This window comes from Paraburkholderia phymatum, from assembly GCF_038900715.1.
Lineage (GTDB): Bacteria > Pseudomonadota > Gammaproteobacteria > Burkholderiales > Burkholderiaceae > Paraburkholderia > Paraburkholderia phymatum_A.
This window is the reverse complement of record NZ_JAYMRZ010000026.1, coordinates 12,992-39,175: the sequence shown is the minus strand read 5'-3', so window position 1 is coordinate 39,175 and position 26,184 is coordinate 12,992. Positions and strand designations below refer to the sequence as shown.

Here is a 26,184-nt window from a genome sequence, read left to right as displayed (position 1 = left end):
CTGATATAAACTGGCGCCGGTTCTTGCCAAGGAGATCACAAATGAAGGTTAAAAAAGCTGCGCTCGTTCTCGCGACTCTGGGTTTGTTCACGGTAGGCGCACAAGCGCAGGACGCCGGCACGCTGAAGAAGATCAAGGACACGGGCGTCATTTCGCTGGGCCACCGCGAATCGTCGATTCCGTTTTCTTACTATGACGACAAGCAGAACGTAGTCGGCTACTCGCAGGAGTTCGCGCTGAAGGTCGTGGACGCCGTCAAGCAGAAGCTGAACATGCCGAACCTGAAGGTCAAGCTGACGCCGATCACGTCGCAAAACCGCATTCCGCTGGTGCAGAACGGCACTGTCGACCTCGAATGCGGCTCGACCACCAACAATGCCGAGCGCCAGCAACAGGTCGCGTTCTCGAACACGATCTTCGTGATCGGCACGCGCCTGATGACGAAGAAGGATTCGGGCATCAAGGACTGGGCGGACCTGAAGGGCAAGACCGTCGTGACGACGGCTGGCACGACGTCCGAGCGCCTGCTTCGCAAGATGAACCAGGACAAGAGCATGGGCATGAACATCATCAGCGCGAAGGATCACGGGGAATCGTTCCTGACGCTGTCGACGGGCCGTGCCGCTGCGTTCATGATGGACGACGCGCTGCTCGCGGGCGAGCGCGCGAAGTCGAACAACCCGGGCGACTTCGTGATCGTCGGCACGCCGCAATCGCATGAAGCGTACGGCTGCATGCTGCGCAAGAACGATCCGGAGTTCAAGAAGGTCGTCGACGATGCGATCGCGAAGGTCGAAACGTCGGGCGAAGCATCGCAGATCTACAAGAAGTGGTTCGAATCGCCGATTCCGCCGAAGGGCCTGAACCTGGCCTTCCCGGAAAGCGACGACATGAAGACGCTGTACAAGGCACCGAACGACAAGGCAATCGACTAACCCTCGAACAACCGTTAGCTGATCAGTCAACGTGTTGAACAGAACGGAAGGGGCAGGCGCTTCTTCCGTTTCTTTTTGTTGGAGTCTTCGTCATGTCATACCACTGGAACTGGGGCATTCTGCTAAGTCCGGTTTCCACCGGCGAGCCGACCACCTATCTCGGCTGGCTGCTGTCCGGCCTATGGGTGACGGTCACCGTTTCGCTTTCCGCGTGGGTGATCGCGCTCATCGTCGGGTCGTTGTTCGGCGTGCTGCGCACGGTGCCGAACAGGACGGCCGCGATCGGCACGGTCTACGTCGCCGTCTTCCGTAACATCCCGCTGATCGTGCAGTTCTTCATCTGGTATCTGGTGATACCGGAACTGCTGCCGGTTTCGATCGGCACATGGTTCAAGCAACTGCCGCCGGGCACGCAGTTCTTCTCGTCGTCGATCATCTGTCTCGGGCTCTTCACGGCCGCACGCGTGTGCGAGCAGGTGCGCTCGGGCATCAACGCGCTGCCGCGCGGCCAGCGCGGCGCGGGCCTCGCGCTCGGCTTCACGCAATGGCAGACGTATCGCTACGTGCTGCTGCCCGTCGCGTACCGGATCATCGTGCCGCCGCTCACGTCCGAGTTTCTGAACATCTTCAAGAACTCCGCGGTCGCGTCGACCATCGGCCTGCTCGATCTGTCCGCGCAGGCGCGCCAGCTCGTCGACTACACGGCGCAGACGTATGAGTCGTTCATCGCCGTCACCGTGGCGTATCTGCTCATCAACCTGATCGTGATGACGCTGATGCGTATCGTCGAACACAAGAGCCGGCTGCCTGGCTACATCGGAGGCAAGTGATGCATCATTTCGACTGGAGCGGCATTCCGGGCGCGCTGCCGACACTGTGGACGGGTGCCATCGTCACGCTGAAGATCACGATTCTCGCGATCGTCATCGGCATCGTGTGGGGCACGCTGCTCGCCATTATGCGGCTGTCGTCGTTCAAGCCGCTCGAATGGTTCGCGAAGCTCTACGTGACGCTCTTCCGCTCGATCCCGCTCGTGATGGTTCTGCTGTGGTTCTTCCTGATCGTGCCGCAGTTGCTGCAAAACGTGCTGGGGCTTTCCGCGGACATCGACATCCGGCTTGCTTCGGCGATGGTCGCGTTCTCGCTGTTCGAAGCCGCGTACTACTCGGAAATCATTCGCGCGGGCATTCAGGCCGTGCCGCGCGGGCAGGTGAATGCATCGTTCGCGCTCGGCATGAACTACGCGCAGGCGATGCGCCTCGTCGTGCTGCCGCAGGCGTTCCGCGCGATGGTGCCGCTGCTGCTGACGCAAGCCATCGTGCTCTTTCAGGATACGTCGCTTGTCTACGTGATCAGCCTCGCCGACTTCTTCCGCACGGCCACGAATATTGGTGATCGTGACGGTACGAATGTCGAGATGGTACTGTTCGCCGGTGCGTGTTATTTCGTGATTTGTGTGGTCGCGTCGACCCTCGTCAAAAGTCTTCAGAAAAAGGTCGCAAGATGATCTCCATTAAGAATGTCTCGAAGTGGTACGGCCAGTTCCAGGTGCTGACCGACTGCACGACGGAAGTGAAAAAGGGTGAAGTGGTCGTCGTGTGCGGCCCGTCGGGTTCGGGCAAGTCGACGCTCATCAAGACCGTCAACGGCCTCGAGCCGTTTCAGAAGGGCGACATCGTGATCAACGGCCAGTCGCTGACCGACAAGAAGACGAACTTGTCGAAGCTGCGCGCGAAAGTCGGCATGGTGTTCCAGCACTTCGAGCTGTTTCCGCATCTGTCGATCACCGAGAACCTGACGCTCGCGCAGATCAAGGTGCTCGGCCGCTCGAAGGATGAAGCGACGGCGAAGGGCCTGAAGCTGCTCGATCGCGTCGGCCTGCGCGCGCACGCGGACAAGTATCCGGGTCAGTTGTCGGGCGGTCAGCAGCAGCGCGTGGCGATTGCGCGGGCGCTGTCGATGGACCCGATCGCGATGCTGTTCGACGAACCGACGTCGGCGCTCGATCCGGAGATGATCAACGAAGTGCTCGACGTGATGGTCGAACTTGCGCAGGAAGGTATGACGATGATGTGCGTGACGCACGAAATGGGCTTTGCCAAGAAGGTCGCACATCGTGTGATCTTCATGGACAAGGGCCTCATCGTCGAAGACGACCGCAAGGAAGACTTCTTTGCAAATCCGAAGTCGGATCGCGCAAAGGATTTTCTCGCGAAAATTCTGCATTAAGTTTAAGCATCGAATGCAGGTAAAGCCGCTTCCCCGGAAGCGGCTTTTTTTATATATCTACAATTGCTTGGTAGTCCTTTTTTGTGCTGGGCTAAGTGATTATCCTAGACGTTAGGAATATCGCTCATTGTCATATTGGTTAATCGGAATCGTCTCATGTGAGGAATGCTGATATAAGCATAAGCTTGGGGCGAAAAATTCGATGACGATAAGCGGCACGCGTTGCCGTCATTCGTTTTCGATCGACAAGAGACAATCCATGAAAGTGTTTTTACTGAGCGACATGGTCGTTCACGAGCTGGTATCGATGCAATTGGAAGGAAAATGGCTGACGGCGGAACAATTCTCCGAGTCGGCGCGTCTTTGGGTTTCTCGTCATGCGCCTAAATATCAGTTTTCCGAACCGTTTATGCGGACACTGGAAAGGGAGGCCATTCAGATCGCGGAACGCCTGATGAAGGACGGCGTGGTCATGATGGAAGGCTCGCCGTTCAGGCGGCTTTTTCTGGATATTCCCGTTGTCAACTATGCCGATCCGCTGAGCGCGAGTGCGCTCGCTGCCAGTCTGGAGGTTTGCCGCAACAAGCTGTGCGATTGCGGCTCGCATTCCGCCGGAAACGACCTGGCAGCGCAGCTCGCGACGGGCGGCTTGAGTTGCCCCGCCGTGTTGCGTTCGCTCATCTGCATGGCAGATACGCGACAGTCGACGAGATCGGCCGGCGAGCAAGGATGCGCCGGCCGTTGTGGCAAGGCGGTGAGTGAGAAGTAACGACAACGGCCGCTACCCGGCATGTCAGCCGGTTAGGATTCGTACGCGGCGGCGTCGTCGGATTCGAGGTCGAGCGCGGTGGCGGCGGGCAGCATGCTCGCCGACGCGCTCGGATCGCAGGCAGGATTGCGCGCCTTTTCCAGCACGGCCGGCGGCACGGGCACATTGGCGCGCGCAATCACTTCGCCATGCTGGAACATCAGCAGATCGCCGGGTTCGAAGGCGGTCCACACTTCGTTGTCGGTGAGCGGCTGCGTGGCGATGACCGCGACGCGATCTTCGGGCGTCGTGTATTTGGCGAAGTCGATTGAAACGTCCGCGTCGACGAGATGCGCCGTCGAAAACGGCCAGCTACGAACGAGGTAATGCAGATGCGTCGAGCAGTGCGCAAACAGCGCCTGGCCGTTCGACATCAGGAAGTTGAACACGCCGAACTGGGTGATCTCGCGCGTCAGCGATTCGAGCGCGCCAAAAAGTTCGTTGAGCGGCGGCTGCGAACTGGGGAACGCCTTGCGCAAACCTTGCAGCAGCGCGCAGAACGCGAGCTCGCTATCCGTGCTGCCGACAGGCTGATAGACGCCCGAGAGCACAGGGCTGTAGTTCTGCAGATCGCCGTTGTGCGCAAAGATCCAATGGCGTCCCCACAACTCCCGCAAGAACGGGTGGCAATTCTCGAGCACGATATGCCCTTGCGTCGCCTTGCGAATATGCGCGATCGTGTTTTTCGACTTGATCGGATAGCGTTTGACCATTTCGGCGATCGGCGACGTGGCCGACGATTGATGGTCGATAAAGAGCCGACAGGCCTTGTCCTCGAAGAAGGCGATGCCCCAGCCGTCGGAGTGGTGGTCGGTGACGCCGCCGCGCGCTGCGAAGCCGGTGAACGAGAACGTGACGTCCGTCGGCGCGGCGCAATTCATTCCGAGTAGTTGGCACATGATGCGAAAGACGAGCCTTATGAACGGGGTATGAGCCCAGGTGAGCCAACCCGTTACAATGATGATTTTCCAAGCATATCACCGAGCCAGAAACGGCAAAACGCAAAATTGACGAGTGTTTTGGCTGCATTTGTGCAAAGACCTCGCCATTTTCTGCCGCCAATCGTTGCTTGCCGCACCGGCCGCTCGTGACTCCCCGCCATGACTGCATCTACCGCTGCTTCCGTCGATACCCTCACGCTCGCCCGTCCCGATGACTGGCATCTGCACGTCCGCGACGGCGCGATGCTCGCCGCCGTCCTGCCGCATACCGCGCGCCAGTTCGGCCGCGCGATCATCATGCCGAACCTGAAGCCGCCCGTCACGACGACGGAGCTGGCGCGCGCCTATCGCGAGCGCATCGTCGCGGCGATTCCGGCGGGTGTGAAGTTCGAGCCGCTGATGACGCTGTATCTGACCGACAACACGCCGCCCGAAGAAATCCGCCGCGCTCGCGAAAGCGGTTTCGTGCATGGCGTGAAGTTGTATCCAGCGGGCGCGACGACGAACTCGGACGCCGGCGTCACGGACATCCGCAAATGCGCGAAGACGCTCGACATGATGCAGGAAGTCGGCATGCCGCTGCTCGTGCACGGCGAAGTGACGGATTCGTCGATCGACCTGTTCGATCGCGAAAAGGTGTTCATCGATCGCGTGATGACGCCGCTGCGCCGCGATTTCCCCGCGCTCAAGGTCGTCTTCGAGCACATCACGACGAAGGATGCCGTCGACTACATCCGCGACGCGGGTGCGCCGCCCGAACTGCTCGGCGCGACGATCACCGCGCATCACCTGCTGTACAACCGCAATGCGATCTTCCAGGGCGGCATTCGCCCGCATTACTACTGCCTGCCTGTGCTCAAGCGCGAAACGCATCGCGTGGCGCTCGTCGAGGCCGCGACTTCGGGCAATCCGCGCTATTTCCTCGGCACGGACAGCGCACCGCATCCGAAGGGCCTCAAAGAGCATGCGTGCGGCTGCGCGGGCTGCTATACGGCGCTGCACGCGCTCGAACTCTACGCGGAAGCCTTCGACAAGGCCGGGGCGCTCGACAAGCTCGAAGGCTTTGCCAGCTTCCACGGCGCGGATTTCTACCGTCTGCCGCGCAGCGAGGAGAAGGTGACGCTGCGCCGCGAGCAATGGACGCTGCCGTCGGAAGTCGCTGCCGGCGATACGCCCGTCGTACCGCTGCGCGGCGGCGAGGCGATCGGCTGGCGGCTCGTTTGATGGTTCGTTCGACGGTTCGTTTTAAGGCTGGCTGGCGCAATGTCGCGTGATGTCGTTGCGCACGGCGGCGCCCTGAAACGCACCGCGCCAGGTTTCGCGGATATCGACTGGTCGCGGCCGTGGTTCGCGCAGGTCGCCGCGCGCGGCATGCGCTGGCAACAGGCCGCGCTGCGCAGCGCGGCGGACCAGTTAACAGAGATGAACGCCGACGCCGCGTCGACAGTTCAGACGACGGGGCGCGGAAAGCGCCTCGCGTTCATCCCGCAAGAGGATTTGCCTCCCGACACGGCTTACGAAGCCCATATCGCGGCGACAGGCTGCGTGCCCACGCGCCACAATCTGCACGATTTTTTCAACGCGCTGATGTGGTTCCAGTATCCGCGCATCAAGGCCGCGCTGAGCGCGCGCGGGTCGGCGGCCGTCGATGCGCTGGGTGTCGGCCCGACACGCGGCGGCATGCGCGACGCGCTGACGCTCTTCGACGAAAACGCCGTGCTGTTCGCTTGCGCCGGGCGCGAGCTGAGCACGGCACTGCGGTCGTTCGACTGGAAAGCGTTGTTCATCGACAATCGCGCGGCGTGGGGCGAGCGCTGCGAGGTGCGCTGTTTCGGGCATGCGCTGCTCGAAAAGCTCGTCGCGCCGTACAAGGCCTGCACGGGGCATGCGTGGATCGTCGACGTGCCTTTCGCGTACTTCTCGTGGACGCGCGCTGCCCGCGACGCGTTTCTGGATGAGAACGTCGCGCGTGCGCTGATCGAAGGCAGCGAATTCAGCGGCAAGATGTTCGCGCCGCTTCCGGTGCTCGGCATCCCTGGCTGGTGGGCGGAGAACGAAAAGCCGTCGTTCTATGCCGATGCCGCCGTGTTTCGCAGCGGAAGGCGGTCCGGCGTGGTGCTGGATGGTAAAATCCGCGGTTGCAAAGCAGGTCAGGCAGTCGCGGCCTCGACGGTTTCGGCCGGCGAGGGCGAGGAAAGTCCGGACTCCACAGGGCAGGGTGATGGCTAACGGCCATCCGTGGCGACACGCGGAACAGGGCAACAGAAAGCAAACCGCCGATGGCCCGGCGCAAGTCGGGATCAGGTAAGGGTGAAACGGTGCGGTAAGAGCGCACCGCGGCTGCGGCGACGCAGACCGGCACGGTAACCTCCACCCGGAGCAATTCCAAGTAGGCAGGCGCGCATCTTCGCGATGCAGGACGGGGCCCCCGTCTCGTCTGCGGGTAGGAAGCTTGAGCGTGTCAGTAATGGCGCGCCTAGAGGAATGGCTGCCACGCGTGAGGCGTCTTCGGGCGCGTCGCGCGCACAGAATCCGGCTTATCGGCCCGCTTTGCCGCTCAAACGACAAATGCCGGCGTCCGTTGGGACGCCGGCATTTTTCTTTTTGCGCGTTGCTTCGGTACGTCCAGCCGTCGGATCGGACTCAGGCGGGGACGATATCGAACGAATGCGACAGTTCGGCCGTCTTCGCGATCATGATCGACGCCGAGCAGTACTTGTCGTGCGACAGATTGATCGCGCGTTCGACGGTGGCCGGATTCAGGTTCTTGCCCGTCACCGTGAAATGGAAGTGAACCTTGGTGAAGACCTTCGGGTCTTCGCTGGCGCGCTCGGCTTTCAGCGTCACCGAGCAGCCGACGATTTCCTGACGGCTCTTCTTCAGGATCATCACGACGTCATACGCCGTACAGCCGCCCGTGCCGAGCAGCACCATTTCCATCGGGCGGGGCGCCAGATTGCGGCCGCCGCCTTCCGGCGCGCCATCCATGGCGACGAGGTGGCCGCTGCCCGTTTCGGCGGCGAATGCCATGCCGTCCTGACCCATCCAGCTGACTTTGCATTCCATGCGTGTACTCCGGCTCGCTTGCCTTGAATGAGAAACGCATCATTGTAGCCCTACGGATGATGGCTCGCCCGGAGCGACATCGGCAGCAGCTTATGCGGGACAAGGGTTGTATGCTGCACCGCGTCATGCTGCGCGCGTAAGGGATAGCACCGACGAAATTAGGCGATCAGCTCTAGTTCCGTTTGAGAGCGTTTTCCTTAGATGATGGCTAACTGTCTGTTCTGAAAGAATTTATTTGATCTATGTGCGTCGTTGTACGAATTCCGAATCATGAAATCGCATTTCGCATTGCAAATGCTCTTGCGTCGCACAAGCGTTGCCCATATAATCTGTTCATTGGTTGTCGCAGTTCGGCAACCTCCGCATGTCTCCTCCACCCTCCTCCTAAGGTGGATTAAGCCCGAACCGCTAGTTCGGGCTTTTTTTCGTCCCCAGTTTCCCGATCGCTTCGGATGCTTTGACTCCTCGCAGCAAATTCCTTTATAATTCATAGCTTTTCCGCATTCGTGCCCGCGGAGGAAGAACAGGGAGAGCCTGCACGCGCCTCGATGCGCACTTACAAGCAGGAAAAAACACAGGGCGCAGCACTATTTTTTGGATCGATCATGAAGACGTTTTCCGCAAAAGCCCATGAGGTGACGCGTGAATGGTACGTGATTGACGCGACGGATAAAGTTCTCGGCCGTGTCGCCAGCGAAGTGGCACACCGTCTTCGCGGCAAGCACAAGCCTGAGTTCACCCCGCACGTCGACACCGGTGATTTCATCATCGTCATCAACGCCGGCAAGCTGAAGGTCACGGGCAACAAGACCACGGACAAGAAGTACTATCGCCACTCGGGCTACCCGGGCGGTATCTATGAAACGACGTTCGGCAAGATGCAGGAACGCTTCCCGGGCCGTGCGCTCGAGAAGGCGGTCAAAGGCATGCTGCCGAAGGGCCCGCTCGGCTACGCGATGATCAAGAAGCTGAAGGTCTACGCAGACGCAACGCATCCGCACTCGGCGCAACAGCCGAAGGCGCTCGAGATCTAAGGGGAGCCCACATGATCGGTAACTGGAATTACGGTACGGGCCGCCGCAAGAGCGCCGTTGCACGTGTCTTCATCAAGGCAGGCAAGGGCGACATCGTCGTCAATGGCAAGCCCATCTCCGAGTACTTCTCGCGCGAAACCTCGCTGATGATCGTGCGCCAGCCGCTGGAACTGACGAACCACGCTTCGACGTTCGACATCAAGGTCAACGTGTCGGGCGGCGGTGAAACGGGTCAGGCAGGCGCAGTCCGCCACGGCATCACGCGCGCGCTGATGGACTACGACGCGACGCTGAAGCCGGCTCTGTCGAACGCAGGCTTCGTGACGCGTGACGCACGCGAAGTCGAGCGTAAGAAGGTCGGTTTCCACAAGGCACGTCGCCGCAAGCAGTTCTCGAAGCGTTAATCGTTTCGTGCCGGCTCTGTTTTCGGCAGGGCCTGCAACAAAAAGCCGCCAACGCGCATGCGAAGGCGGCTTTTTTGTTTTTCGCCGTGCGGATGGGCCGTTTCGCCTGCCGCCGTGCGAGGATATGGCTTATGGTTTTGCACCCGCTTCTTTCCCGCCTAAGAACCTATTGATTTCATGGGCTTTAGCACGATATTGGGATCAGCAATACAATAGTGGCTAGAAGCTATTTTGGAGAGTTCGTATGAACGCAGTGACCGACACCCCTGTGACCGAGATGCCGGCCCCGTTCGTCTTTACCGACGCAGCGGCAGAAAAGGTCAAGCAACTGATCGACGAAGAAGGCAACCCGGACCTCAAACTGCGCGTGTTCGTGCAGGGTGGCGGCTGCTCGGGCTTCCAGTACGGCTTTACGTTCGACGAGGCGATCAACGAAGACGATACCGTGATGAACAAGAGCGGCGTCCAGTTGCTGATCGACTCGATGAGCTACCAGTATCTGGTCGGCGCGGAAATCGACTATAAGGACGACATCAACGGCGCCCAGTTCGTGATCAAGAACCCGAATGCGACGACTACCTGCGGTTGCGGTTCGTCGTTCTCGGTGTAATCGACACCGTACTTCGCGCAAGTTGCACAGAAAACGGGGCCTCGGCCCCGTTTTTCATTGTCCGCCTCGCGTTCGCGTTGCGGAAAACGCCTCAGAATGCAAACGACGGATCAGCGCGCATAAACCGCGCCCAGTACGCGCTCGCCGGCCGCGCCCGTCACCGACGACAGATTTCCCGGCTCGCGCGCCACGCAACGCATCGCCAGCCACGCAAACGCCAGCGGCTCCACCTGATGCGGTGGCACGCCAAGCGCGTCCGTCGTCAGCACGGGTACGCCGCTGCAGCCGCTTTCGGCTAGCGCGCCCTCCAGCGCCTTCATCACTTCCGGATTGCGCGCGCCGCCGCCGCAGATATACACGGCCTTGCAATCGGGCGCATGACGCTCGATTTCGCGTGCGACGGTCACGGCCGTCAGCGCGACGAGCGTCGCCTGGACGTCAGCGGGGCTTACGTCGGCGAATTCATGCAGTTTTGCGTCGAGCCATTCGGCGTTGAACAGATCTCGGCCCGTGCTTTTCGGCGGCTGCGCCTCGAAAAACGGCTCGTCGAGAAACGCATTCAGCAGCGGACGATGCACCTGGCCCGTCGCCGCGAACTGGCCGTTCTCGTCGTAAGGCTTGTGCAGATGCCGGTGCGCCCATTCGTCGAGCAGCGCGTTCGCCGGGCCGCAATCGAAGCCGCGCACCGCACCGTTCGCCGACAGGATCGTGATATTGCTGATGCCGCCCAGATTGCAGACCACGCGTGTCTCGTTCTGCGCGCCGAAAACCGTCGCGTGGAACGCGGGCACGAGCGGCGCGCCCTGGCCGCCCGCCGCGACGTCGCGGCTGCGGAAATCGGCGATCACGTCGATGTGCGTCATTTCCGCCAGCAGCGACGGATTGTTGATCTGCCGCGTGTAGCCCTTTTCCGGCCGATGCCGCACTGTCTGTCCGTGCACGCCGATCGCGCGGACGTCGGCGGCGGACAGGTTGCCCGCGCGCAGCAGCTCGTGGCAGCACACCGTGTAGCGCGCGGCCAACGCGTTCGCAGCCAGCGCCTCGCGCTCGATTTCGTTGTCGCCGGGCTGCTGAAGGGCGAACAGCGCGTCGCGCAGGCCCTCCGAAAAGCCCACGAAAGCCTGGGACCGCACGACGGGCGCCTTGCCCTTCGCGAATTCGACCGCGATGCCGTCGACACCGTCCATGCTCGTGCCCGACATCAATCCGAAATACACGCCGTCTGCTGTGTCTTTCGCCACGCTGTGCTCCTCCCATCGTCGTTCGTCGCGCATCACGGCGCTTCGGGCGCGCCGTTCACGACGATTGTCGCTCAATGCTGCGCCGCGAAACAACCGGGCCGGGCCGCGCGCGAGCGCGCGAACTCTTCGCTCGCGCCGTATTGCGACGTGAGTTGGGCGCGTTTCGCGTGAGATGAGGGCGCAATGTCCCGCAACTATGGGACAATCTCCCTTTTTGCGATCTCCCGTTCCAGCATGAGCACCGAGTCCACCGACAAGCCCAATTCCGCCTACCCGATCACCGACGAAGTCCGCCACGCGCTCGAAGTCACGAAGCGCGGCGTCGACGAACTGCTGATCGAAGAGGAGTTCGCGCAAAAGCTCGCGAAGAGCGCGGCCACGGGCACGCCGCTGCGCATCAAGCTCGGTCTCGATCCGACGGCGCCCGACATCCACATCGGCCACACCGTCGTGCTGAACAAGATGCGCCAGTTGCAGGATCTCGGCCATACGGTGATTTTCCTGATCGGCGATTTCACGTCGCTGATCGGCGATCCGTCCGGCCGCAACGCGACGCGCCCGCCGCTCACGCGCGAGCAGATCGAATCGAATGCGAAGACGTACTTCGAACAGGCCGCGCTCGTGCTCGACCGCGCAAAGACCGAGATTCGCTACAACAGCGAATGGTCGATGCCGCTCGGCGCCGACGGCATGATCAAGCTCGCGTCGCGCTACACCGTCGCGCGCATTCTCGAGCGCGAAGACTTCACGAAGCGGTTCCAGAGCGGCGTTCCCATTTCGATCCACGAATTCCTGTATCCGCTGATGCAGGGGTACGACTCCGTCGCGCTGAACGCGGACCTCGAACTCGGCGGCACGGACCAGAAGTTCAATCTGCTCGTCGGCCGCGAACTGCAAAAGCAGTACGGCCAGGAACAGCAGTGCATTCTGACGATGCCGCTGCTCGAAGGGCTGGACGGCGTCGAGAAGATGTCGAAGTCGAAGGGCAATTACGTCGGCATCAGCGAAAAGCCGACCGAGATGTTCGGCAAGCTGATGAGCATCTCCGACGTGCTGATGTGGCGCTACTTCGAGCTGCTGTCGTTCCGTCCGATGACGGAAATCGAAGGGTTCAAGCGCGAAGCCGAAGGCGGGCGCAATCCGCGCGACTTCAAGGTGATGCTCGCGCAGGAGATCGTCGCGCGCTTCCACTCGCAGGCCGACGCTGAGCGCGCGCTCGAAGACTTCAACCATCGCGCGAAGGGCGGCGTGCCGGACGACATTCCGTCGGTGTCGCTCGCGGGCGCGCCGCTTGCGATCGGCCAGCTGCTGAAGCAGGCGGGCCTTGTGCCGTCGACGAGCGAAGCGCTGCGCAATATCGAGCAGGGCGGCGTGAAGATCGACGGCGCGACCGTGTCCGACAAGGCGCTGAAGGTGGACGCCGGTGAATTCGTCGTGCAGGTCGGCAAGCGCCGCTTTGCGCGCGTGACGCTGTCGGCGTGATGATTCGCGCAGCCATCGGCCTTGCGCAGCGGACGTGCGCCGCATGATCGCGTTAATTCAACGCGTGCGGCGCGCGGAAGTGCGCGTTGGCGACCGTGTGACGGGCGCAATCGACGCGGGCCTGCTCGCGCTGGTGTGCGCCGAACGCGGCGACACCGACGCCATCGCCGAAAAGCTGCTGGCGAAGGTGCTCGGCTACCGCGTGTTCAGCGACGCCGCAGGCAAGATGAATCTGCCCGTGCAGAACATCGACGGCGCGGGGCGCGCGGGCGGCCTGCTGCTCGTTTCGCAGTTCACGCTCGCGGCCGACACGAACAGCGGCCTGCGTCCCAGCTTCACGCCCGCCGCACCGCCCGACGAGGGCAAGCGCCTGTTCGATTACTTCGTCGCGGCGGCGCGCGCGAAGCATCCCGTCGTCGAAACGGGCGAATTCGGCGCGGACATGCAGGTGTCGCTCGTCAACGACGGTCCCGTCACGTTCTGGCTGCAGACGCGCGCCTGAGCGTGCGTTCTTTTTCGCCCAGCCTCACATCGTTCAACGATGCCGATTTCCATGGCCACACAAATCCTCTTCATCCGACACGGCGAAACCGACTGGAACCGCATCAAGCGGATTCAAGGGCACATCGACATTCCGCTCGCGACGAGCGGTGTCGAACAGGCCGGGCGTCTCGCCGAACGTTTCGCACGCGAGGCTCGAGGCGGCGCGCGGCTCGATGCCGTCTATTCGAGCGATCTGTTGCGTGCGCAGCAAACGGCGCGGCCTTTTGCCGACATGCTCGGCTTGCCGTTGCAACTGAGCGAAGGGCTGCGCGAGCGCAACTACGGCGCGTTCCAGGGGCACGACAGCGACGAGATCTCGCGGCGCTTTCCCGACGAGTACGCGCAATGGCAGACGCGCGATCCGGGCTTCTCGCCGCCCGAGGGCGAATCGCAGCGCGTGTTCTATCACCGTGTATTGCACGCGATCGAACCTATCGTCGCCGCGCATCCGAACGGGCGTATTGCGTGTGTTGCGCACGGCGGCGTGCTGGACTGCGTGTATCGCTTCGCGAACGGCCTGCCGCTGGATGCGCCGCGCAACTACGCGCTGCTGAACACGAGTGTGAACGTGGTCGATTACGCGGATGGGCGAGCGACGGTTGCGGCATGGGCCGACGTCACGCATCTCGACGGACGCAGCGAAGACGACAACTTCAAGAAGGCGCCCGAAGCGGCGCGCTGAATCTGATCGACACGGCGGCGAAGATAAGAACTACGCACAACGTCGCGCGCCGTGCTTTTCATCGAAGAGCCGCTTAGCTCGGCTCCGAATTCCACAGACCGCTCACCGGGTTCGTCGAATCCGGCGCAGCGAGGCCGAAGTGCCGATACGTGAGCAGCGTCGCCACGCGTCCGCGCGGCGTGCGTTGCAGGAAACCTTGCTGGATCAGGTACGGTTCGAGCACGTCTTCGATCGTGTCGCGCTCTTCGCCGATGGCGGCCGCCAGATTGTCGACGCCGACGGGTCCGCCGTCGAACTTGTGCAGGATCGCTTCGAGCAGCTTGCGGTCCATCAGATCGAAGCCGACAGGGTCGACGTCGAGCATCTTCAGCGCCGCATCCGCGACCTCGGCGGTGATCTTGCCGTCCGCCTTGACCTCCGCGAAGTCGCGCACGCGGCGCAGCAGGCGGTTCGCGATACGCGGCGTGCCGCGTGAGCGCTTCGCGATTTCCAGCGCGCCATCAGGATGAATCTGCGCGCCCAGCAGCGATGCAGAGCGGCTGACGATGCGCGCCAGTTCCTCTGCGTTGTAAAACTCCAGCCGCGCGACGATTCCGAAGCGATCGCGCAACGGGTTGGTCAGCATGCCCGCGCGCGTCGTCGCGCCGACCAGCGTGAACGGTTGCAGATCGAGCTTCACGCTGCGCGCGGCCGGGCCCTCGCCGATCATGATGTCGATCTGATAATCCTCGAGCGCCGGGTACAGGATTTCCTCGACGACGGGCGACAGCCGGTGAATCTCGTCGATAAAGAGGACGTCGTTGGCTTCGAGATTGGTCAGCAGCGCGGCGAGGTCGCCCGCGCGTTCAAGCACGGGCCCCGACGTCTGCCGCAGATTGACGCCCATTTCGCGCGCGATGATATGCGCGAGCGTCGTCTTGCCGAGACCAGGCGGGCCGAACAGCAGCACGTGATCCAGCGATTCCGAGCGGCGCCTCGCCGCCTCGATGAAGATTTCCAGCTGGCCGCGCACCTTTTCCTGGCCAACGTATTCGTCGAGCTGGCGCGGGCGCAACGCGCGCTCGAATGCTTCTTCATTCGGCGACACGGGCGTGGCGGCGATGATGCGTTCGGCGGCGAGTTTGTCGTGTTCGATCATGCAGGCATTGTACCGCGCGTGGCCCCTTCGACGACCTGGCCGAACGGCCAGGGTGCGCGCAGACAAGCGGTGTGCGAAGCTTCACGCATCGCCGCTGTGGAGGCTCGCTCAGCCCTTCGACAGCGCCTTCAACGCAAGCTTGATGCCTTCGGAAACGCCGGTGCCGGCGGGTACGTTCTTGATGGCAGCCAATGCTTCCTTTTCGGAGTAGCCCAATGCCAGCAATGCATTCAGGATGTCGGACGCATGATCGGACGGCGACGCCGCGCCTGCCACCGCGCCAATGTCGGCGCCGAGCTTGCCCTTCAGTTCGAGCAGGAGCCGCTCCGCCGTCTTCTTGCCGATGCCGGGCACGCGTGTGAGGCGCGCGGCGTCCTGCATCGTCACCGTCTGCGACAGTTCCTGCACGCTCATGCCGGACAGCACGGCAAGCGCCATGCGCGCGCCGATGCCCGTGATCTTTAACAACTCGCGAAACGTTGAACGCTCTTGCGGCGTGAGGAAGCCATATAGCAGATGCGCATCCTCGCGCACGATCATCTGCGTGAGCAGCACGACCTTTTCGCCCGTCGAGGGCAGGTTGTAGAACGTGCTCATCGGCACATCGACTTCGTAGCCGACACCGTTGCAGTCGATCAGAAGGTGAGGCGGATTCTTTTCCAGCAGGACGCCGGCGATGCGACCGATCATAGCGGGTTCTATCGGGAGGGAAAGCGCGAGTGTAGCGCAGGGGGATGCGCTTTCGCGAGCCGGGCTGAGCTAGCCGTCAAACCCTCCGTCGTGTGTGTTGTTTCAAGCGTCGTGCGTCGTGAGGATCAACCCACCAGCCTACCGCGCCGCACCCGCAATCCCTTCTTCGCCAGCGCGGGCGCGATGCCGCCCAGCGTGCTCAGCGTGCCGCCGCCGTGCGCATGGCAGATCGCCATGCCGAGGGCATCGGCGGCATCGGTGGACGGGATGCCCGAGAGGCTCAGCAGCCGCACGACCATCTGCTGCATTTGCTCCTTGGTCGCGCGTCCGTAGCCGACCACGGCCTGCTTCAACTGCAGCGCCGTGTACTCGGCGACGGGCACGCCGCCCGACACCAGCCCGCAAATTGCTGCGCCGCGCGCCTGGCCGAGCAATAGCGTCGATTGCGGATTGACGTTCACGAACACTTTTTCGATCGCAGCCTGGTCTGGCGCATGCTGGCGGATCAGCGTCGAAATGCCTTCGAAGATGGTGCCGAGCCGGGTCGGCAGATCGGCATCGGCCGTCTTGATGACGCCGCTCGTCACATAGGTGAGCTGGTGGCCGGACTGATCGATCACGCCGAAGCCGGTGACGCGCAAGCCTGGGTCGATGCCGAGAATTCTCATAGGTGCCGTGCGTGTTCAGTGCCTGCGATACTACAACGAATCAAATGCAAAACGGCCCGGCAGTTGCAAACCGCCGGGCCGTTCCAGAAGAAGCGGGTCAGCCGATCAGTGGCGGAAGTGGCGGACGCCCGTCACGACCATCGCGATGTTGTGCTCGTCGGCGGCGGCGATCACTTCGTCGTCGCGCATCGAGCCGCCAGGCTGGATCACGCAGGTCGCGCCCGCCGCGACGACCACGTCGAGACCGTCGCGGAACGGGAAGAACGCATCCGACGCCACGGCCGTACCCGACAGCGTCAGGCCCGCGTTCTGCGCCTTGATGCTCGCGATGCGCGCCGAATCCACGCGGCTCATCTGGCCCGCGCCGACGCCCATCGTCATGCCGTTCGCGCAGAACACGATGGCATTCGACTTCACGAACTTCGCGACGCGCCATGCGAACAGCAGATCGTCCATTTCCTTCGGCGTCGGGTGACGCTTCGTGACCACGCGCAGTTCGTGCGGCTGCACGTTCTTCGCGTCGAGCGACTGCACCAGCAGGCCGCCGCCCACGCGCTTCAGATCGAACGTGTTGTGGCCTTCGCCCAGCGCGATTTCGAGCAGGCGCACGTTCTGCTTGGCCGCGAACACCTGCCTGGCCGCTTCGCTGAACGACGGCGCGATCAGCACTTCGACGAACTGCTTCGCGACCGCCTGTGCGGCCGTTTCATCCACTTCGCGATTGAACGCGATGATGCCGCCGAACGCCGAGGTCGGATCGGTCTGGAACGCCTTCGAATACGCTTCGTGCGCGTTCGCGCCGATGGCCACGCCGCACGGGTTCGCGTGCTTGATGATCACGCAGGCGGGCGCGTCGAAAGTCTTCACGCATTCCCACGCGGCATCCGAGTCGGCGATGTTGTTGTACGACAGCTCCTTGCCCTGCAGCTGACGATAGTTTGCGAGCGCGCCGGCGGGCACCGCGATGTCGCGATAGAACGCTGCGCTCTGGTGCGGGTTCTCGCCATAGCGCAGGTCCTGAACCTTGTCGAACGCCATGTTGAGCGTGGCCGGGTACGTGTTGCGATCGCGGTGCTGCAGTTCTTCCGTGAGGCTCGTCAGGTAGTTCGTGATCGCGCCGTCGTACTGCGCGGTGTGCGCGAACACCTTGGTCGCGAGACGGAAGTTGGTCTTGTAGCCGACCTTGTTGCCGTTCGCGCGCATTTCGTCGAGCACGCTCGCGTAGTCGGCCGGATCGACGACGACCGTCACGTCGCGATGGTTCTTCGCTGCCGAGCGCAGCATCGTCGGGCCGCCGATGTCGATGTTCTCGATTGCGTCTTCCAGCGTGCATTCTTCCTTCGACACGGTCTGCACGAACGGATACAGGTTCACGACGAGCAGGTCGATGGTCGGAATGCCGTGCTTTTCGAGCGCGGCCATGTGTTCCGGCAGGTCGCGGCGGGCGAGGATGCCGCCGTGCACTTTCGGGTGCAGCGTTTTCACGCGCCCATCCAGCATTTCCGGAAAGCCCGTGTAATCGGCCACTTCGGTAACGGAAAGGCCGGCATCCGCGAGAAGTTTCGCGGTGCCGCCCGTCGACAGGATCTTGACGCCGAGGTCCGACAGCGATTTCGCGAAATCGACGATGCCGGACTTGTCGGAAACGGAGATGAGCGCTTGCTTGATCATGATGGGAACAAAAGCCGATGAAAGGCGTGGCAGGGCGCTGAAACTACAGCAGGCCGTGCTGTTGCAGTTTCTTGCGCAGCGTATTGCGGTTGATGCCGAGATACTCGGCTGCCAGCGACTGATTGCCGCCGGCCTGCTCGAGCACCACCTCGAGCATCGGTTTTTCGACACACGAAATCACCATGTCATAGACATCGTGCGGATTGGAGCCGTCGAGATCCTGGAAGTACATACCCAGGCTGTCGCGGACACATTGTTCGATATTGTGCTTGCTCATGCTGCTAGTCGGTCGGTTTGGTCCTGCTCGCCGTTGTTGTTGACTTCGTCGTCGACGTACACGAGGCGCTCCGAAATTGCCTTTTGCGCGTCGAAGAATTCGTTGACGGCGAGCAGCTGTTCGCGCGTCGTGTCCAGCGTATTCATGCGATGGCGGAACACATTGGCGCCGGAAAGGCCGCGAGTGTACCAGCCGATGTGCTTGCGCGCAGTCCGAACGCCCGTAAATTCGCCGTAGAACGCATAGTGATCTTCCAGGTGCTCGTTCATCACCTGCTGGATTTCGTCGATGCGCGGCGCTTCCATCAGTTCGCCCGTGCGCAGGAAATGCTCGATCTCGCGGAAGAGCCACGGACGTCCCTGTGCCGCGCGGCCGATCATGATCGCGTCCGCGCCCGTCGCGGCCAGCACGTCGCGCGCCTTCTGCGGCGACGTGATGTCGCCGTTCGCCACCACGGGAATCTTTACCGCGGCCTTCACGGCGGCAATCGTTTCGTACTCGGCTTCGCCGTGGTACAGGTCGGCGCGCGTGCGGCCGTGGACCGTCAGCATCGAAATGCCCGAGTTCTCGGCGAGCCGCGCGACGTTGAGCGCGTTCCTGTTTTCGCGGTTCCAGCCGGTGCGGATTTTCAGCGTGACGGGCACGGCGCCGGGGCCGACACCGACGGCGCCCACCACCGCCTCGACGATTCGCTGCACGAGCGGCTCGTTCTGCAGCAGCGCCGACCCGGCCGCGACATTGCAGACCTTCTTGGCCGGGCAACCCATGTTGATATCGATGATCTGCGCGCCGTTCGCGACGTTGTAGCGCGCGGCCTCGGCCATCATCTGCGGGTCCGCGCCCGCGATCTGCACCGCGATCGGCTCGACTTCGCCCGCGTGATTCGCGCGGCGCATCGTCTTTTCGCTCTTCCACAACTGCGCGTTCGACGCCACCATCTCCGACACCGCATAGCCCGCGCCCATGCGCTTGCAGAGCTGGCGGAACGGCCGGTCCGTCACGCCCGCCATCGGGGCGACGAACAGGTTGTTGCGCAGTGTGTGGGAGCCGAGAGTGGGCATGGCGGACATCGGCGGCGAACGTTCGATGCGCTCAAAATAGCGCACCTTGCGTACCGCAAAATACGAGGGAAAACGTCTATTTTAGCGTTAACGCGCTAGAGCCAGACGCAACGGCCGATGAGGCAACTCATTAAATCTTCTATGAAAGTGGCCGAGATCATAGAACGGCGGCCACTGCCACGCGTTTTTCGCGACGCCTAGCGGCGCTGTCCGAACATCATCTGCCGGGCGAGGGCCGTCTTCACGGGCGGCACGAATTCGAGCGCGGTGAGGGCGAGTCCGCGCAGCGTCGCGAGCGGCGGAAAGTCGATCGTGAAGAGACGGGCGAGCGTGTCGGTGGCGCCGATCGTCATGCGCCTGTCGAGCGCGCGGCGGCGCGCGAAAGCCGCGAGCGCGCTGCGCGTCGCGCCGTGATGCGACAGCGCGTCGGCGAGCGCACGGGCGTCGCGCAGCCCGAGATTCAACCCCTGTCCGGCGACGGGATGCAGCGTCTGCGCCGCATTGCCGATCGCGACGACATTGCCCTTGACGAGCGTATCGACGGTGTTGAGGCCGAGCGGGAACGCGGCGCGCCCCTTGATCTGCGTGAAACGGCCCATCCGGTCGCCGAACTCGGCGCCGAGTTCGTGCAGGAAATCTTCGTCGGACAATTGCGCGCGCCGCGCCGCCTGTTCCGGCGCGCAGCACCAGACGAGCGCGTAGTCCGCGCCGCGCACGCCGCCCATCGGCAAAAGCGCAATCGGCCCTTGCGACGTGAAGCGCTCCCACGCGACATGCGGCTGCGGGGCCGACAGCGTCACCGTGCCGACCAGCGCCGTCTGCCCGTAGTCGCGCGTTGCACCGGCCCCGGCCTGCTGCTCGCCGAACAGACCGCCTTCCGCGTTCACGAGAATGCGCGTGCGCAAGGTGCGCGTCACATGCGCGCTTTCGATCGGCAGCAGCACGCCATCGTCGTCGAGTTGCTGCGGCGGGTGGGCTTTCGTCGACTTGAACCAGTGCACGGGTGTCGTGCGCACGGCCTCAGCGAGCGCGTGGACGATCGAGCCGTAGCGCAGCACATAGCCGAGCGCGGGCAGGCCGTGTTCCGCGTGATCGATCAACGTGCGCCCGAAGTGGCCGCGCTGCGAAACGTGGATGCGCTGGATCGCGGTCGCGTCGGAGGGCCAGCGCAGCGGCTCGAGGATCATCCGGCTGCCGTGCGACACGGCAATCGCGCGCGGATCGGCAATCGAGTCTTCCGGCTCGCGCGCGTCGATCAGCGCGACCGACAGTTGCTGCGTCGCGCTGCGCCGCGCAAGCCAGCCTGCGAGCGCCAGACCGACAGGCCCCGCGCCGACGATCGTCACGTCGTAGTCGAATGGCTGCGTGTTCGAGGGGACGAGCGGCGCGTTCGCCGCCGCCTGATGGACATCGTTCATCTTCTTGTCTGTTCCTTGCGCTCAGGCGGCGCCCGCCTCGTGTGCCGGCTGCGCCTGTTGCCCGGGTTGCGCCTGTTGCATCAGCGCTTCGATCTGGTCCGCGTCGACGGGCACATCGCGCGTGATCAGCTCGCAGCCCGTTGCCGTGACGATCGCGTCGTCTTCGATGCGGATGCCGATGTTCCAGTACTTTTCGGGCACATCGTCGGCGGCGCGGATGTAGAGGCCCGGTTCGACCGTCAGCGTCATGCCCGGCTTCAGCGTGCGCCACGGCAGCGCGCCGCTATCATCGGCGCTCACGCCGCGCTCGCGATAGTCGCCCGCGTCGTGCACGTCCATGCCGAGCCAGTGGCCCGTGCGGTGCATGTAGAAACGCGTATAGGCGCGCTCGGCGATCACGTCGTCGACGCCCGCGAACAGGTCGCGCCTGAGAATGCCCGTGTCGAGCAGCCCCTGCGCGAGCACGCGCACGGCGGCCTGATGCGGCGCATCGAAGCTCGCGCCCGCGCGCGTCGCGTCGATCGCGGCCCGCTGCGCGGCCAGCACGATGTCGTAGATCTCGCGCTGCGCGGGCGTGAAGCGGCCGCTCGCGGGAAACGTGCGCGTGATGTCCGACGCGTAGCCGTCGAGTTCGCACGCCGCGTCGATCAGGATCAGATCGCCGTCCTGCGCGACGGCATTGCCGGCGGGGTAGTGCAGCACGCACGCGTTCGCGCCTGCTGCGACGATCGAGCCGTACGCGGGCGCCTGCGCGCCGTGCTTGCGGAACGTGTACAGCAGTTCGGCTTCGAGTTCGTATTCGCGCACGCCGGGGCGGCACGCGGCCATCGCGCGCCGGTGCGCTTGCGCGGAGATCGCGGCGGCGCGGCGCATGATCGACAGTTCGTGGTCGTCCTTGACGAGGCGCATGTCGTCGAGCAGCGGCATCAGGTCGTGCACGGCCGACGGCGCGACGACCCCGCTTCTGCCCTGCGCGCGCACGGCGTCAAGCCAGTTGCGCACCTTGCTGTCGAGCGCTTCCGACGAGCCCAGCGCGTAGTGCAGCGCCGGCTTGTCCGCGATGATGCGCGGCAACTGCGCGTCGACTTCGTCGAAGGTGAATGCGGCGTCGAAGCCGAACGCTTCGCGCGCCGCGTCGGGGCCGAAGCGAAAGCCTTCCCACGTCTCGCGCTCGGCGTTCTTCGCGCGGCAAAAGAGAATCGCCGCGGGTTCGTTCTGCTTCGCGCTCGCGTCGAGCACGAGCATCGCTTCGGGCTCGATGAAGCCGGTCAGGTAATAGAAATAGCTGTCGTGCCGGTACGGATAGTCGGCGTCGCGGTTGCGCAGGACTTCGGGCGCGGTCGGAACGATCGCGACGCCGCCGCCCGTCGCGCGCAGCGCGTCGAGCACGCGCGCGCGGCGCTGACGGTAGATGTCGATAGCCGGAGTCAGATCGGTCATGAGTTCGGTCGGCGGGTTCATCATGCGGGTTGGATGGCGGCGCGCGAGGCAATCTCTCCATGCCTCGACGCCGCGATGCAATGCTGCGATTGTATCGCCCAACTGGAATCGCTTCCGTCGGGCCCGCGCGCGGGGTTGGGGCACGCATGCGAGCGCCCGTCTTTCACGCAACGACGAGGCGGTCGCGTCCCCGCGCGCGTCGCCCGCATCCTCGGGTGCAGCCATTGTCTCGACGATCGCAAGCCGCACCCACGCGCGCGTGCCCGCATCGCTCGAATCAGCAATCACGCGTCATCCATCCACGCGTCGGCCACCCGGCATCGATGCGCGAACGCCTGGCCGTCAGGCCAGGTAGACAGGCGCGCGCCCAGCCGGCATTGTTGCAATCCGTCTATAGCTGGAAGCCTGCAACGCGCCGCCACGCGCGTTGCACTGAAAATCTGCCAATGCCCGCCAACGCACGTATACTTTCGGCCAATTTCAAACGAGGCAGGATGTGATGAAACTCATCGGTTCGCTGTCGAGCCCATTCGTCCGCAAGGCGCGGATCGTGCTCGCCGAAAAGAAAATCGACTACAAGCTCGAACTCGAAAACGTCTGGGCCGCGGACACGGCGATTCACGACTACAACCCGCTCGGCAAGGTGCCGTGTCTCGTGATGGAAGACGGCGCGGCCGTGTTCGATTCGCGCGTGATCTGCGACTACGTCGATACGCTGTCGCCCGTGTGCAAGCTGGTGCCGCAGTCGGGCCGCGAGCGGGTCGAAGTGCGCTGCTGGGAAGCGCTCGCCGACGGCATGATGGATGCCGCCGTGCTGATCCGGCTCGAAGGCGTGCTGCGCGACGAAGCGCATCGCAGCGAAGCGTGGGTCGCGCGCCAGCGTCACAAGATCGATGATGGCCTGAAGGCGATGGCGCGAGGGCTCGGCTCGAAGACGTGGTGCGCGGGCAATCACTACACGCTCGCCGACGTCGCCGTGGGCTGCGCGCTGAGCTATCTGGACTTCCGCATGCCGCAACTCGACTGGCGCGAGCAGCATCCTAATCTCGACAAGCACTATCAGAAGCTGTCGCAGCGTCAGTCGTTCATCGACACGGCACTGACCTGAGCTGCACCCGGCGATCCGCGGCGAGCGCAACAAACATCGATGCCACGCGCCGTTGTCGAGCCACACTGATTGAATGTTAAGGAATCTTTCGTTTTCGACGAAAGCGCCTTTCAACATGTTAAAAACGCCTGCCCGTCAGGCGTTTTTGCTTTTGGGCGCCTGTCGATGGCGCATGACCATCGATAACAACCGTCAAGAGACCTTCGACATGAAAACTATCCGCGTAGCTCTCGCTGCCGCCGCGTGCGGCGTACTCGCCGCCTGTTCCGGGATGAGCCTCGATCCCAATACGCTCGTTCAATCCGGCTCGCAGGCGTATCAGGCCGCGTCGCTCTCCGATGGCGACGTGCGCACGCTGTCCGACAAGTCGTGCGCGCAGCTCGATTCGGAAAACAAGATCGCGGGCGCCGGCAGCCCGTACACGAAGCGCCTGAGCAAGATCGCCGCGCAGCTCGGCGGCGACATCAACGGCGTCCCCGTTAACTACAAGGTCTATATCACGAAGGACGTCAACGCGTGGGCGATGGCGAACGGCTGCGTGCGCGTCTACAGCGGTCTGATGGACATGATGACGGACGACGAAGTGCGCGGCGTCGTCGGTCACGAGATGGGGCACGTCGCGCTCGGCCACACGAAGAAGGCGATGCAGGTCGCGTATGCGACGTCGGCACTGCGGTCGGTGGCGACGTCGGCGGGCGGCATCACTGGCGCGATCTCGGCGTCGCAGCTCGGCGATTTCTCCGAGAAGCTGATCAACGCGCAGTTCTCGCAAACGCAGGAATCGGCAGCCGACGACTATTCGTTCGATGTCCAGAAGAAGAAAGGCCTCGATCCGTCCGGCCTCGTCACGGCGTTCAACAAGATCGCGAAGCTCGAAGGCGGCAAGTCGAGCATGCTCGATTCGCATCCGGCGTCGGCGGCGCGCGCGCAGCATATCCAGCAGCGGATCGCGTCGAACAAGTAAGCCGGCGATTCCCGAATAGAAAACGCGCGCTGGATTCGCATCCAGCGCGCGTTTTTCATTGGCGCTTCAAAGACGTCGACGCTTACGCGACGGCCGGTTCGAGATCCGGCGAAAACGAATCGCTGCGCGCGACGGGCCACCACTTCTCGTACAGCGTATAGCGATAGTTGCAGCTGATCAGATCGTTCGGCTCGAGATACTTCAGCAGGTCCGACATCAGCCGTACTTCATACGACGACACGCGCCGCACGATGTGATGCGCGCGCAGATCGGACGGATGACGCAGACCGGCCGCCTGCACGATTTCCTGCAACGCGTGCAGCGTGTTGTGATGGAAGTTGAACACGCGATCCGATTTGTCGGTGACGATCAGCGCGCGCTGGCGCACCGGGTCCTGCGTCGCGACGCCCGTCGGGCAGCGGCCCGTGTGGCAGGTCTGCGCCTGGATGCAGCCGACCGCGAACATGAAGCCGCGCGCGGCGTTCACCCAGTCGGCGCCGATCGCGAGTGTCTTCGCGATATCGAAAGCGGTGATCATCTTGCCGCTCGCGCCGATGCGAATCCGCTCGCGCAGCCCGATGCCGACCAGCGTGTTGTGCACGAGCAGCAGCCCTTCCTGTAGCGGCACGCCGATGTGATCGGTGAATTCGAGCGGCGCCGCGCCCGTCCCGCCTTCCGCGCCGTCGACGACGATGAAGTCCGGCAGGATGCCCGTTTCCAGCATCGCCTTCGCGATGCCGAAGAATTCCCACGGATGGCCGATGCACAGCTTGAAGCCCGTCGGCTTGCCGCCCGACAGATCGCGCAGACGCCCGACGAATTCGAGCAGCCCGCGCGGCGTCGAAAACTCCGAGTGCGTCGCGGGTGAGATGCAGTCGCGGCCCATCGGCACGCCGCGCGTTTCGGCGATTTCGGGCGTGATCTTCGCGGCGGGCAGCACGCCGCCGTGACCCGGCTTCGCGCCTTGCGACAGCTTCACCTCGATCATCTTCACTTGCGGCTCGCGCGCCTGCTTCGCGAACTTGTCGGCGTTGAACGTGCCGTCGTCGTTGCGGCAGCCGAAGTAGCCCGACGCGATCTCCCAGATGATGTCGCCGCCATGCTCGCGGTGATACTTCGACATCGAGCCTTCGCCCGTGTCATGCGCGAAGTTGCCTTTCTTCGCGCCGAGGTTCAGCGCGCGGATCGCGTTCGCCGACAGCGAGCCGAAGCTCATCGCCGAGATGTTGAAGATCGACATCGAGTATGGCTGCGCGCGGTCCGCACCGACCACGATGCGAAAGTCGTGACCGTCGAGCTTCGTCGGCACGAGCGAATGGCTGATCCATTCGTGGCCGGTCGCCTTCACATCGACTTCCGTGCCGTACGGGCGGCTGTCCACTTCGTTCTTCGCGCGCTGATAGACGATGCTGCGCTGCGCGCGCGAGAAGGGCCTTTCTTCCGTGTCGTCCTCGACGAAGTACTGGCGGATCTCCGGCCGGATGAATTCGAACAGAAAGCGCAAATGCCCCCACAGCGGATAGTTGCGCAGGATCGCGTGGCGCTGCTGCGTCAGATCGTAGACGCCGAGCGCGACGAGCAGCACGGGCACGATGATCCACGGCCATGCGATATGACCGGTTGCGGCGAGTGCAGCGCAACCCGCGAGCAGCAGAAGGGCACCCCACATCGCCAGATAACGTCGAGAGAACATGACAGCTCCATTGCAGTGATTTCGCCGCCGCCGATGCATTCGGCGTCCGTTGCATCGGCCTTGCGCGAAGACGGCGTGCGT

The 26,184-nt window shown here is 63.2% G+C and carries 26 protein-coding genes, 1 other RNA gene and 1 pseudogene; 16 read left to right on the top strand and 12 right to left on the bottom strand.

The annotated features are described in order from the left end of the window. The first annotated feature begins 41 nt into the window (after positions 1 to 41). The 5 genes from VSR68_RS34500 (at position 42) to VSR68_RS34480 (ending at position 3,933) form a co-directional block, all read left to right on the top strand. The gene (locus tag VSR68_RS34500; RefSeq protein ID WP_342944051.1) at positions 42 to 935 is read left to right on the top strand and encodes a glutamate/aspartate ABC transporter substrate-binding protein; all 894 of its coding nucleotides are present in this window, start codon (positions 42 to 44) and stop codon (positions 933 to 935) included. Positions 936 to 1,027: 92 nt separating this feature from the next. Next, on the top strand, positions 1,028 to 1,765 hold the full coding sequence (locus VSR68_RS34495) for an amino acid ABC transporter permease (protein WP_342944050.1): 738 nt from the start codon (positions 1,028 to 1,030) through the stop codon (positions 1,763 to 1,765). Then, positions 1,765 to 2,442, top strand: a complete 678-nt coding sequence (gene gltK, locus VSR68_RS34490) for a glutamate/aspartate ABC transporter permease GltK (RefSeq protein ID WP_342944049.1) — start codon at positions 1,765 to 1,767, stop codon at positions 2,440 to 2,442. The genes VSR68_RS34495 and gltK overlap by 1 nt, the downstream gene beginning before the upstream one ends. Continuing rightward, positions 2,439 to 3,164 (top strand): amino acid ABC transporter ATP-binding protein, encoded by a 726-nt coding sequence (locus VSR68_RS34485; protein ID WP_342935813.1) that lies wholly within the window; start codon positions 2,439 to 2,441, stop codon positions 3,162 to 3,164. The genes gltK and VSR68_RS34485 overlap by 4 nt, the downstream gene beginning before the upstream one ends. Before the next feature lie 259 nt (positions 3,165 to 3,423). Next, positions 3,424 to 3,933, top strand: coding sequence for a hypothetical protein (locus tag VSR68_RS34480; protein ID WP_342944048.1), 510 nt, complete (start codon positions 3,424 to 3,426; stop codon positions 3,931 to 3,933). Between the two features lie 32 nt (positions 3,934 to 3,965). Here VSR68_RS34480 and VSR68_RS34475 read toward each other — a convergent pair whose 3' ends face one another. Further along, the gene (locus VSR68_RS34475; protein WP_342944047.1) at positions 3,966 to 4,871 is read right to left on the bottom strand and encodes a class II glutamine amidotransferase; all 906 of its coding nucleotides are present in this window, start codon (positions 4,869 to 4,871) and stop codon (positions 3,966 to 3,968) included. A 201-nt stretch (positions 4,872 to 5,072) separates the two neighbouring features. On the opposite strand from VSR68_RS34475, the gene pyrC reads away from it, so the two are divergent. The 3 genes and pseudogenes from pyrC to rnpB all read left to right on the top strand — a co-directional run bounded on the left by pyrC (position 5,073) and on the right by rnpB (position 7,469). Beyond that, the gene (gene pyrC / locus VSR68_RS34470) at positions 5,073 to 6,137 is read left to right on the top strand and encodes a dihydroorotase (protein WP_342944046.1); all 1,065 of its coding nucleotides are present in this window, start codon (positions 5,073 to 5,075) and stop codon (positions 6,135 to 6,137) included. Between the two features lie 39 nt (positions 6,138 to 6,176). Next, positions 6,177 to 6,956, top strand: a pseudogene (locus tag VSR68_RS34465) (DUF3025 domain-containing protein); the annotation flags it as partial. Positions 6,957 to 7,055: 99 nt separating this feature from the next. Beyond that, positions 7,056 to 7,469, top strand: an RNA gene (gene rnpB, locus VSR68_RS34460) — RNase P RNA component class A. An 87-nt stretch (positions 7,470 to 7,556) separates the two neighbouring features. On the opposite strand, the gene VSR68_RS34455 is transcribed toward rnpB, so the two are convergent. Continuing rightward, positions 7,557 to 7,979, bottom strand: coding sequence for an OsmC family protein (locus tag VSR68_RS34455; protein ID WP_342944045.1), 423 nt, complete (start codon positions 7,977 to 7,979; stop codon positions 7,557 to 7,559). 605 nt (positions 7,980 to 8,584) lie between these two features. Between VSR68_RS34455 and rplM the strand changes: the two genes are divergently transcribed. The 3 genes from rplM (at position 8,585) to erpA (ending at position 10,027) form a co-directional block, all read left to right on the top strand. Continuing rightward, on the top strand, positions 8,585 to 9,013 hold the full coding sequence (gene rplM, locus VSR68_RS34450) for a 50S ribosomal protein L13 (RefSeq protein WP_087739748.1): 429 nt from the start codon (positions 8,585 to 8,587) through the stop codon (positions 9,011 to 9,013). A gap of 11 nt (positions 9,014 to 9,024) precedes the next feature. Further along, the gene (rpsI, locus tag VSR68_RS34445; protein ID WP_087739747.1) at positions 9,025 to 9,417 is read left to right on the top strand and encodes a 30S ribosomal protein S9; all 393 of its coding nucleotides are present in this window, start codon (positions 9,025 to 9,027) and stop codon (positions 9,415 to 9,417) included. Between the two features lie 244 nt (positions 9,418 to 9,661). Continuing rightward, entirely contained in the window at positions 9,662 to 10,027 is a 366-nt protein-coding gene (gene erpA, locus VSR68_RS34440; RefSeq protein ID WP_087739746.1) for an iron-sulfur cluster insertion protein ErpA, read from the top strand. 110 nt (positions 10,028 to 10,137) lie between these two features. On the opposite strand, the gene VSR68_RS34435 is transcribed toward erpA, so the two are convergent. Further along, positions 10,138 to 11,268 carry an anhydro-N-acetylmuramic acid kinase gene (locus VSR68_RS34435; protein WP_342944044.1) on the bottom strand — a complete coding sequence of 377 codons (1,131 nt, stop codon included), beginning with the start codon at positions 11,266 to 11,268 and terminating at the stop codon, positions 10,138 to 10,140. Between the two features lie 234 nt (positions 11,269 to 11,502). On the opposite strand from VSR68_RS34435, the gene tyrS reads away from it, so the two are divergent. The 3 genes from tyrS to VSR68_RS34420 are packed head-to-tail and all read left to right on the top strand — an operon-like array spanning position 11,503 to position 13,975. Then, the gene (gene tyrS / locus VSR68_RS34430) at positions 11,503 to 12,750 is read left to right on the top strand and encodes a tyrosine--tRNA ligase (RefSeq protein ID WP_342944113.1); all 1,248 of its coding nucleotides are present in this window, start codon (positions 11,503 to 11,505) and stop codon (positions 12,748 to 12,750) included. A gap of 43 nt (positions 12,751 to 12,793) precedes the next feature. Then, on the top strand, positions 12,794 to 13,252 hold the full coding sequence (gene dtd / locus VSR68_RS34425; RefSeq protein ID WP_342944043.1) for a D-aminoacyl-tRNA deacylase: 459 nt from the start codon (positions 12,794 to 12,796) through the stop codon (positions 13,250 to 13,252). A gap of 51 nt (positions 13,253 to 13,303) precedes the next feature. Beyond that, a complete protein-coding gene (locus VSR68_RS34420) occupies positions 13,304 to 13,975 on the top strand; it encodes a histidine phosphatase family protein (protein ID WP_342944042.1) in 672 nt (223 codons plus the stop codon). A 73-nt stretch (positions 13,976 to 14,048) separates the two neighbouring features. Here VSR68_RS34420 and ruvB read toward each other — a convergent pair whose 3' ends face one another. The 8 genes from ruvB to VSR68_RS34380 all read right to left on the bottom strand — a co-directional run bounded on the left by ruvB (position 14,049) and on the right by VSR68_RS34380 (position 22,359). Next, positions 14,049 to 15,113 carry a Holliday junction branch migration DNA helicase RuvB gene (gene ruvB / locus VSR68_RS34415; RefSeq protein ID WP_342944041.1) on the bottom strand — a complete coding sequence of 355 codons (1,065 nt, stop codon included), beginning with the start codon at positions 15,111 to 15,113 and terminating at the stop codon, positions 14,049 to 14,051. Between the two features lie 108 nt (positions 15,114 to 15,221). Then, positions 15,222 to 15,803 carry a Holliday junction branch migration protein RuvA gene (gene ruvA / locus VSR68_RS34410; RefSeq protein ID WP_087739741.1) on the bottom strand — a complete coding sequence of 194 codons (582 nt, stop codon included), beginning with the start codon at positions 15,801 to 15,803 and terminating at the stop codon, positions 15,222 to 15,224. A gap of 125 nt (positions 15,804 to 15,928) precedes the next feature. Then, positions 15,929 to 16,471, bottom strand: a complete 543-nt coding sequence (ruvC, locus tag VSR68_RS34405) for a crossover junction endodeoxyribonuclease RuvC (protein ID WP_152755244.1) — start codon at positions 16,469 to 16,471, stop codon at positions 15,929 to 15,931. A 105-nt stretch (positions 16,472 to 16,576) separates the two neighbouring features. Then, on the bottom strand, positions 16,577 to 18,142 hold the full coding sequence (purH, locus tag VSR68_RS34400) for a bifunctional phosphoribosylaminoimidazolecarboxamide formyltransferase/IMP cyclohydrolase (RefSeq protein ID WP_342944040.1): 1,566 nt from the start codon (positions 18,140 to 18,142) through the stop codon (positions 16,577 to 16,579). A 43-nt stretch (positions 18,143 to 18,185) separates the two neighbouring features. Continuing rightward, positions 18,186 to 18,419: a Fis family transcriptional regulator gene (locus tag VSR68_RS34395; RefSeq protein ID WP_087739738.1), complete on the bottom strand. Its 234-nt coding sequence runs from the start codon at positions 18,417 to 18,419 to the stop codon at positions 18,186 to 18,188. Next, entirely contained in the window at positions 18,416 to 19,480 is a 1,065-nt protein-coding gene (dusB, locus tag VSR68_RS34390; protein ID WP_342944039.1) for a tRNA dihydrouridine synthase DusB, read from the bottom strand. Before dusB ends, VSR68_RS34395 begins: the two co-directional genes overlap by 4 nt. Before the next feature lie 197 nt (positions 19,481 to 19,677). Next, positions 19,678 to 20,898: a UbiH/UbiF/VisC/COQ6 family ubiquinone biosynthesis hydroxylase gene (locus VSR68_RS34385; protein ID WP_342944038.1), complete on the bottom strand. Its 1,221-nt coding sequence runs from the start codon at positions 20,896 to 20,898 to the stop codon at positions 19,678 to 19,680. Positions 20,899 to 20,919: 21 nt separating this feature from the next. Further along, positions 20,920 to 22,359, bottom strand: coding sequence for an aminopeptidase P N-terminal domain-containing protein (locus VSR68_RS34380; protein ID WP_342944112.1), 1,440 nt, complete (start codon positions 22,357 to 22,359; stop codon positions 20,920 to 20,922). Between the two features lie 475 nt (positions 22,360 to 22,834). Here VSR68_RS34380 and VSR68_RS34375 point away from each other — a divergent pair, with 475 nt between their 5' ends. Continuing rightward, positions 22,835 to 23,446 carry a glutathione S-transferase C-terminal domain-containing protein gene (locus VSR68_RS34375; RefSeq protein WP_342944037.1) on the top strand — a complete coding sequence of 204 codons (612 nt, stop codon included), beginning with the start codon at positions 22,835 to 22,837 and terminating at the stop codon, positions 23,444 to 23,446. 208 nt (positions 23,447 to 23,654) lie between these two features. After that, positions 23,655 to 24,410, top strand: a complete 756-nt coding sequence (locus VSR68_RS34370; protein ID WP_342944036.1) for a M48 family metallopeptidase — start codon at positions 23,655 to 23,657, stop codon at positions 24,408 to 24,410. 82 nt (positions 24,411 to 24,492) lie between these two features. Here VSR68_RS34370 and VSR68_RS34365 read toward each other — a convergent pair whose 3' ends face one another. Next, entirely contained in the window at positions 24,493 to 26,103 is a 1,611-nt protein-coding gene (locus VSR68_RS34365; RefSeq protein ID WP_342944035.1) for an FMN-binding glutamate synthase family protein, read from the bottom strand. Positions 26,104 to 26,184 lie beyond the last annotated feature (81 nt).

Coding starts and splice junctions, on each gene's coding strand:
- VSR68_RS34500 (WP_342944051.1), top strand. CDS start 42: ATGAAGGTTAAAAAAGCTGCGCTCGTTCTCGCGACTCTGGGTTTGTTC.
- VSR68_RS34495 (WP_342944050.1), top strand. CDS start 1,028: ATGTCATACCACTGGAACTGGGGCATTCTGCTAAGTCCGGTTTCCACC.
- gltK (WP_342944049.1), top strand. CDS start 1,765: ATGCATCATTTCGACTGGAGCGGCATTCCGGGCGCGCTGCCGACACTG.
- VSR68_RS34485 (WP_342935813.1), top strand. CDS start 2,439: ATGATCTCCATTAAGAATGTCTCGAAGTGGTACGGCCAGTTCCAGGTG.
- VSR68_RS34480 (WP_342944048.1), top strand. CDS start 3,424: ATGAAAGTGTTTTTACTGAGCGACATGGTCGTTCACGAGCTGGTATCG.
- VSR68_RS34475 (WP_342944047.1), bottom strand. CDS start 4,871: ATGTGCCAACTACTCGGAATGAATTGCGCCGCGCCGACGGACGTCACG.
- pyrC (WP_342944046.1), top strand. CDS start 5,073: ATGACTGCATCTACCGCTGCTTCCGTCGATACCCTCACGCTCGCCCGT.
- VSR68_RS34455 (WP_342944045.1), bottom strand. CDS start 7,979: ATGGAATGCAAAGTCAGCTGGATGGGTCAGGACGGCATGGCATTCGCC.
- rplM (WP_087739748.1), top strand. CDS start 8,585: ATGAAGACGTTTTCCGCAAAAGCCCATGAGGTGACGCGTGAATGGTAC.
- rpsI (WP_087739747.1), top strand. CDS start 9,025: ATGATCGGTAACTGGAATTACGGTACGGGCCGCCGCAAGAGCGCCGTT.
- erpA (WP_087739746.1), top strand. CDS start 9,662: ATGAACGCAGTGACCGACACCCCTGTGACCGAGATGCCGGCCCCGTTC.
- tyrS (WP_342944113.1), top strand. CDS start 11,503: ATGAGCACCGAGTCCACCGACAAGCCCAATTCCGCCTACCCGATCACC.
- dtd (WP_342944043.1), top strand. CDS start 12,794: ATGATCGCGTTAATTCAACGCGTGCGGCGCGCGGAAGTGCGCGTTGGC.
- VSR68_RS34420 (WP_342944042.1), top strand. CDS start 13,304: ATGGCCACACAAATCCTCTTCATCCGACACGGCGAAACCGACTGGAAC.
- ruvB (WP_342944041.1), bottom strand. CDS start 15,113: ATGATCGAACACGACAAACTCGCCGCCGAACGCATCATCGCCGCCACG.
- ruvA (WP_087739741.1), bottom strand. CDS start 15,803: ATGATCGGTCGCATCGCCGGCGTCCTGCTGGAAAAGAATCCGCCTCAC.
- ruvC (WP_152755244.1), bottom strand. CDS start 16,471: ATGAGAATTCTCGGCATCGACCCAGGCTTGCGCGTCACCGGCTTCGGC.
- purH (WP_342944040.1), bottom strand. CDS start 18,142: ATGATCAAGCAAGCGCTCATCTCCGTTTCCGACAAGTCCGGCATCGTC.
- VSR68_RS34395 (WP_087739738.1), bottom strand. CDS start 18,419: ATGAGCAAGCACAATATCGAACAATGTGTCCGCGACAGCCTGGGTATG.
- dusB (WP_342944039.1), bottom strand. CDS start 19,480: ATGCCCACTCTCGGCTCCCACACACTGCGCAACAACCTGTTCGTCGCC.
- VSR68_RS34385 (WP_342944038.1), bottom strand. CDS start 20,898: ATGAACGATGTCCATCAGGCGGCGGCGAACGCGCCGCTCGTCCCCTCG.
- VSR68_RS34380 (WP_342944112.1), bottom strand. CDS start 22,359: ATGAACCCGCCGACCGAACTCATGACCGATCTGACTCCGGCTATCGAC.
- VSR68_RS34370 (WP_342944036.1), top strand. CDS start 23,655: ATGAAAACTATCCGCGTAGCTCTCGCTGCCGCCGCGTGCGGCGTACTC.
- VSR68_RS34365 (WP_342944035.1), bottom strand. CDS start 26,103: ATGTTCTCTCGACGTTATCTGGCGATGTGGGGTGCCCTTCTGCTGCTC.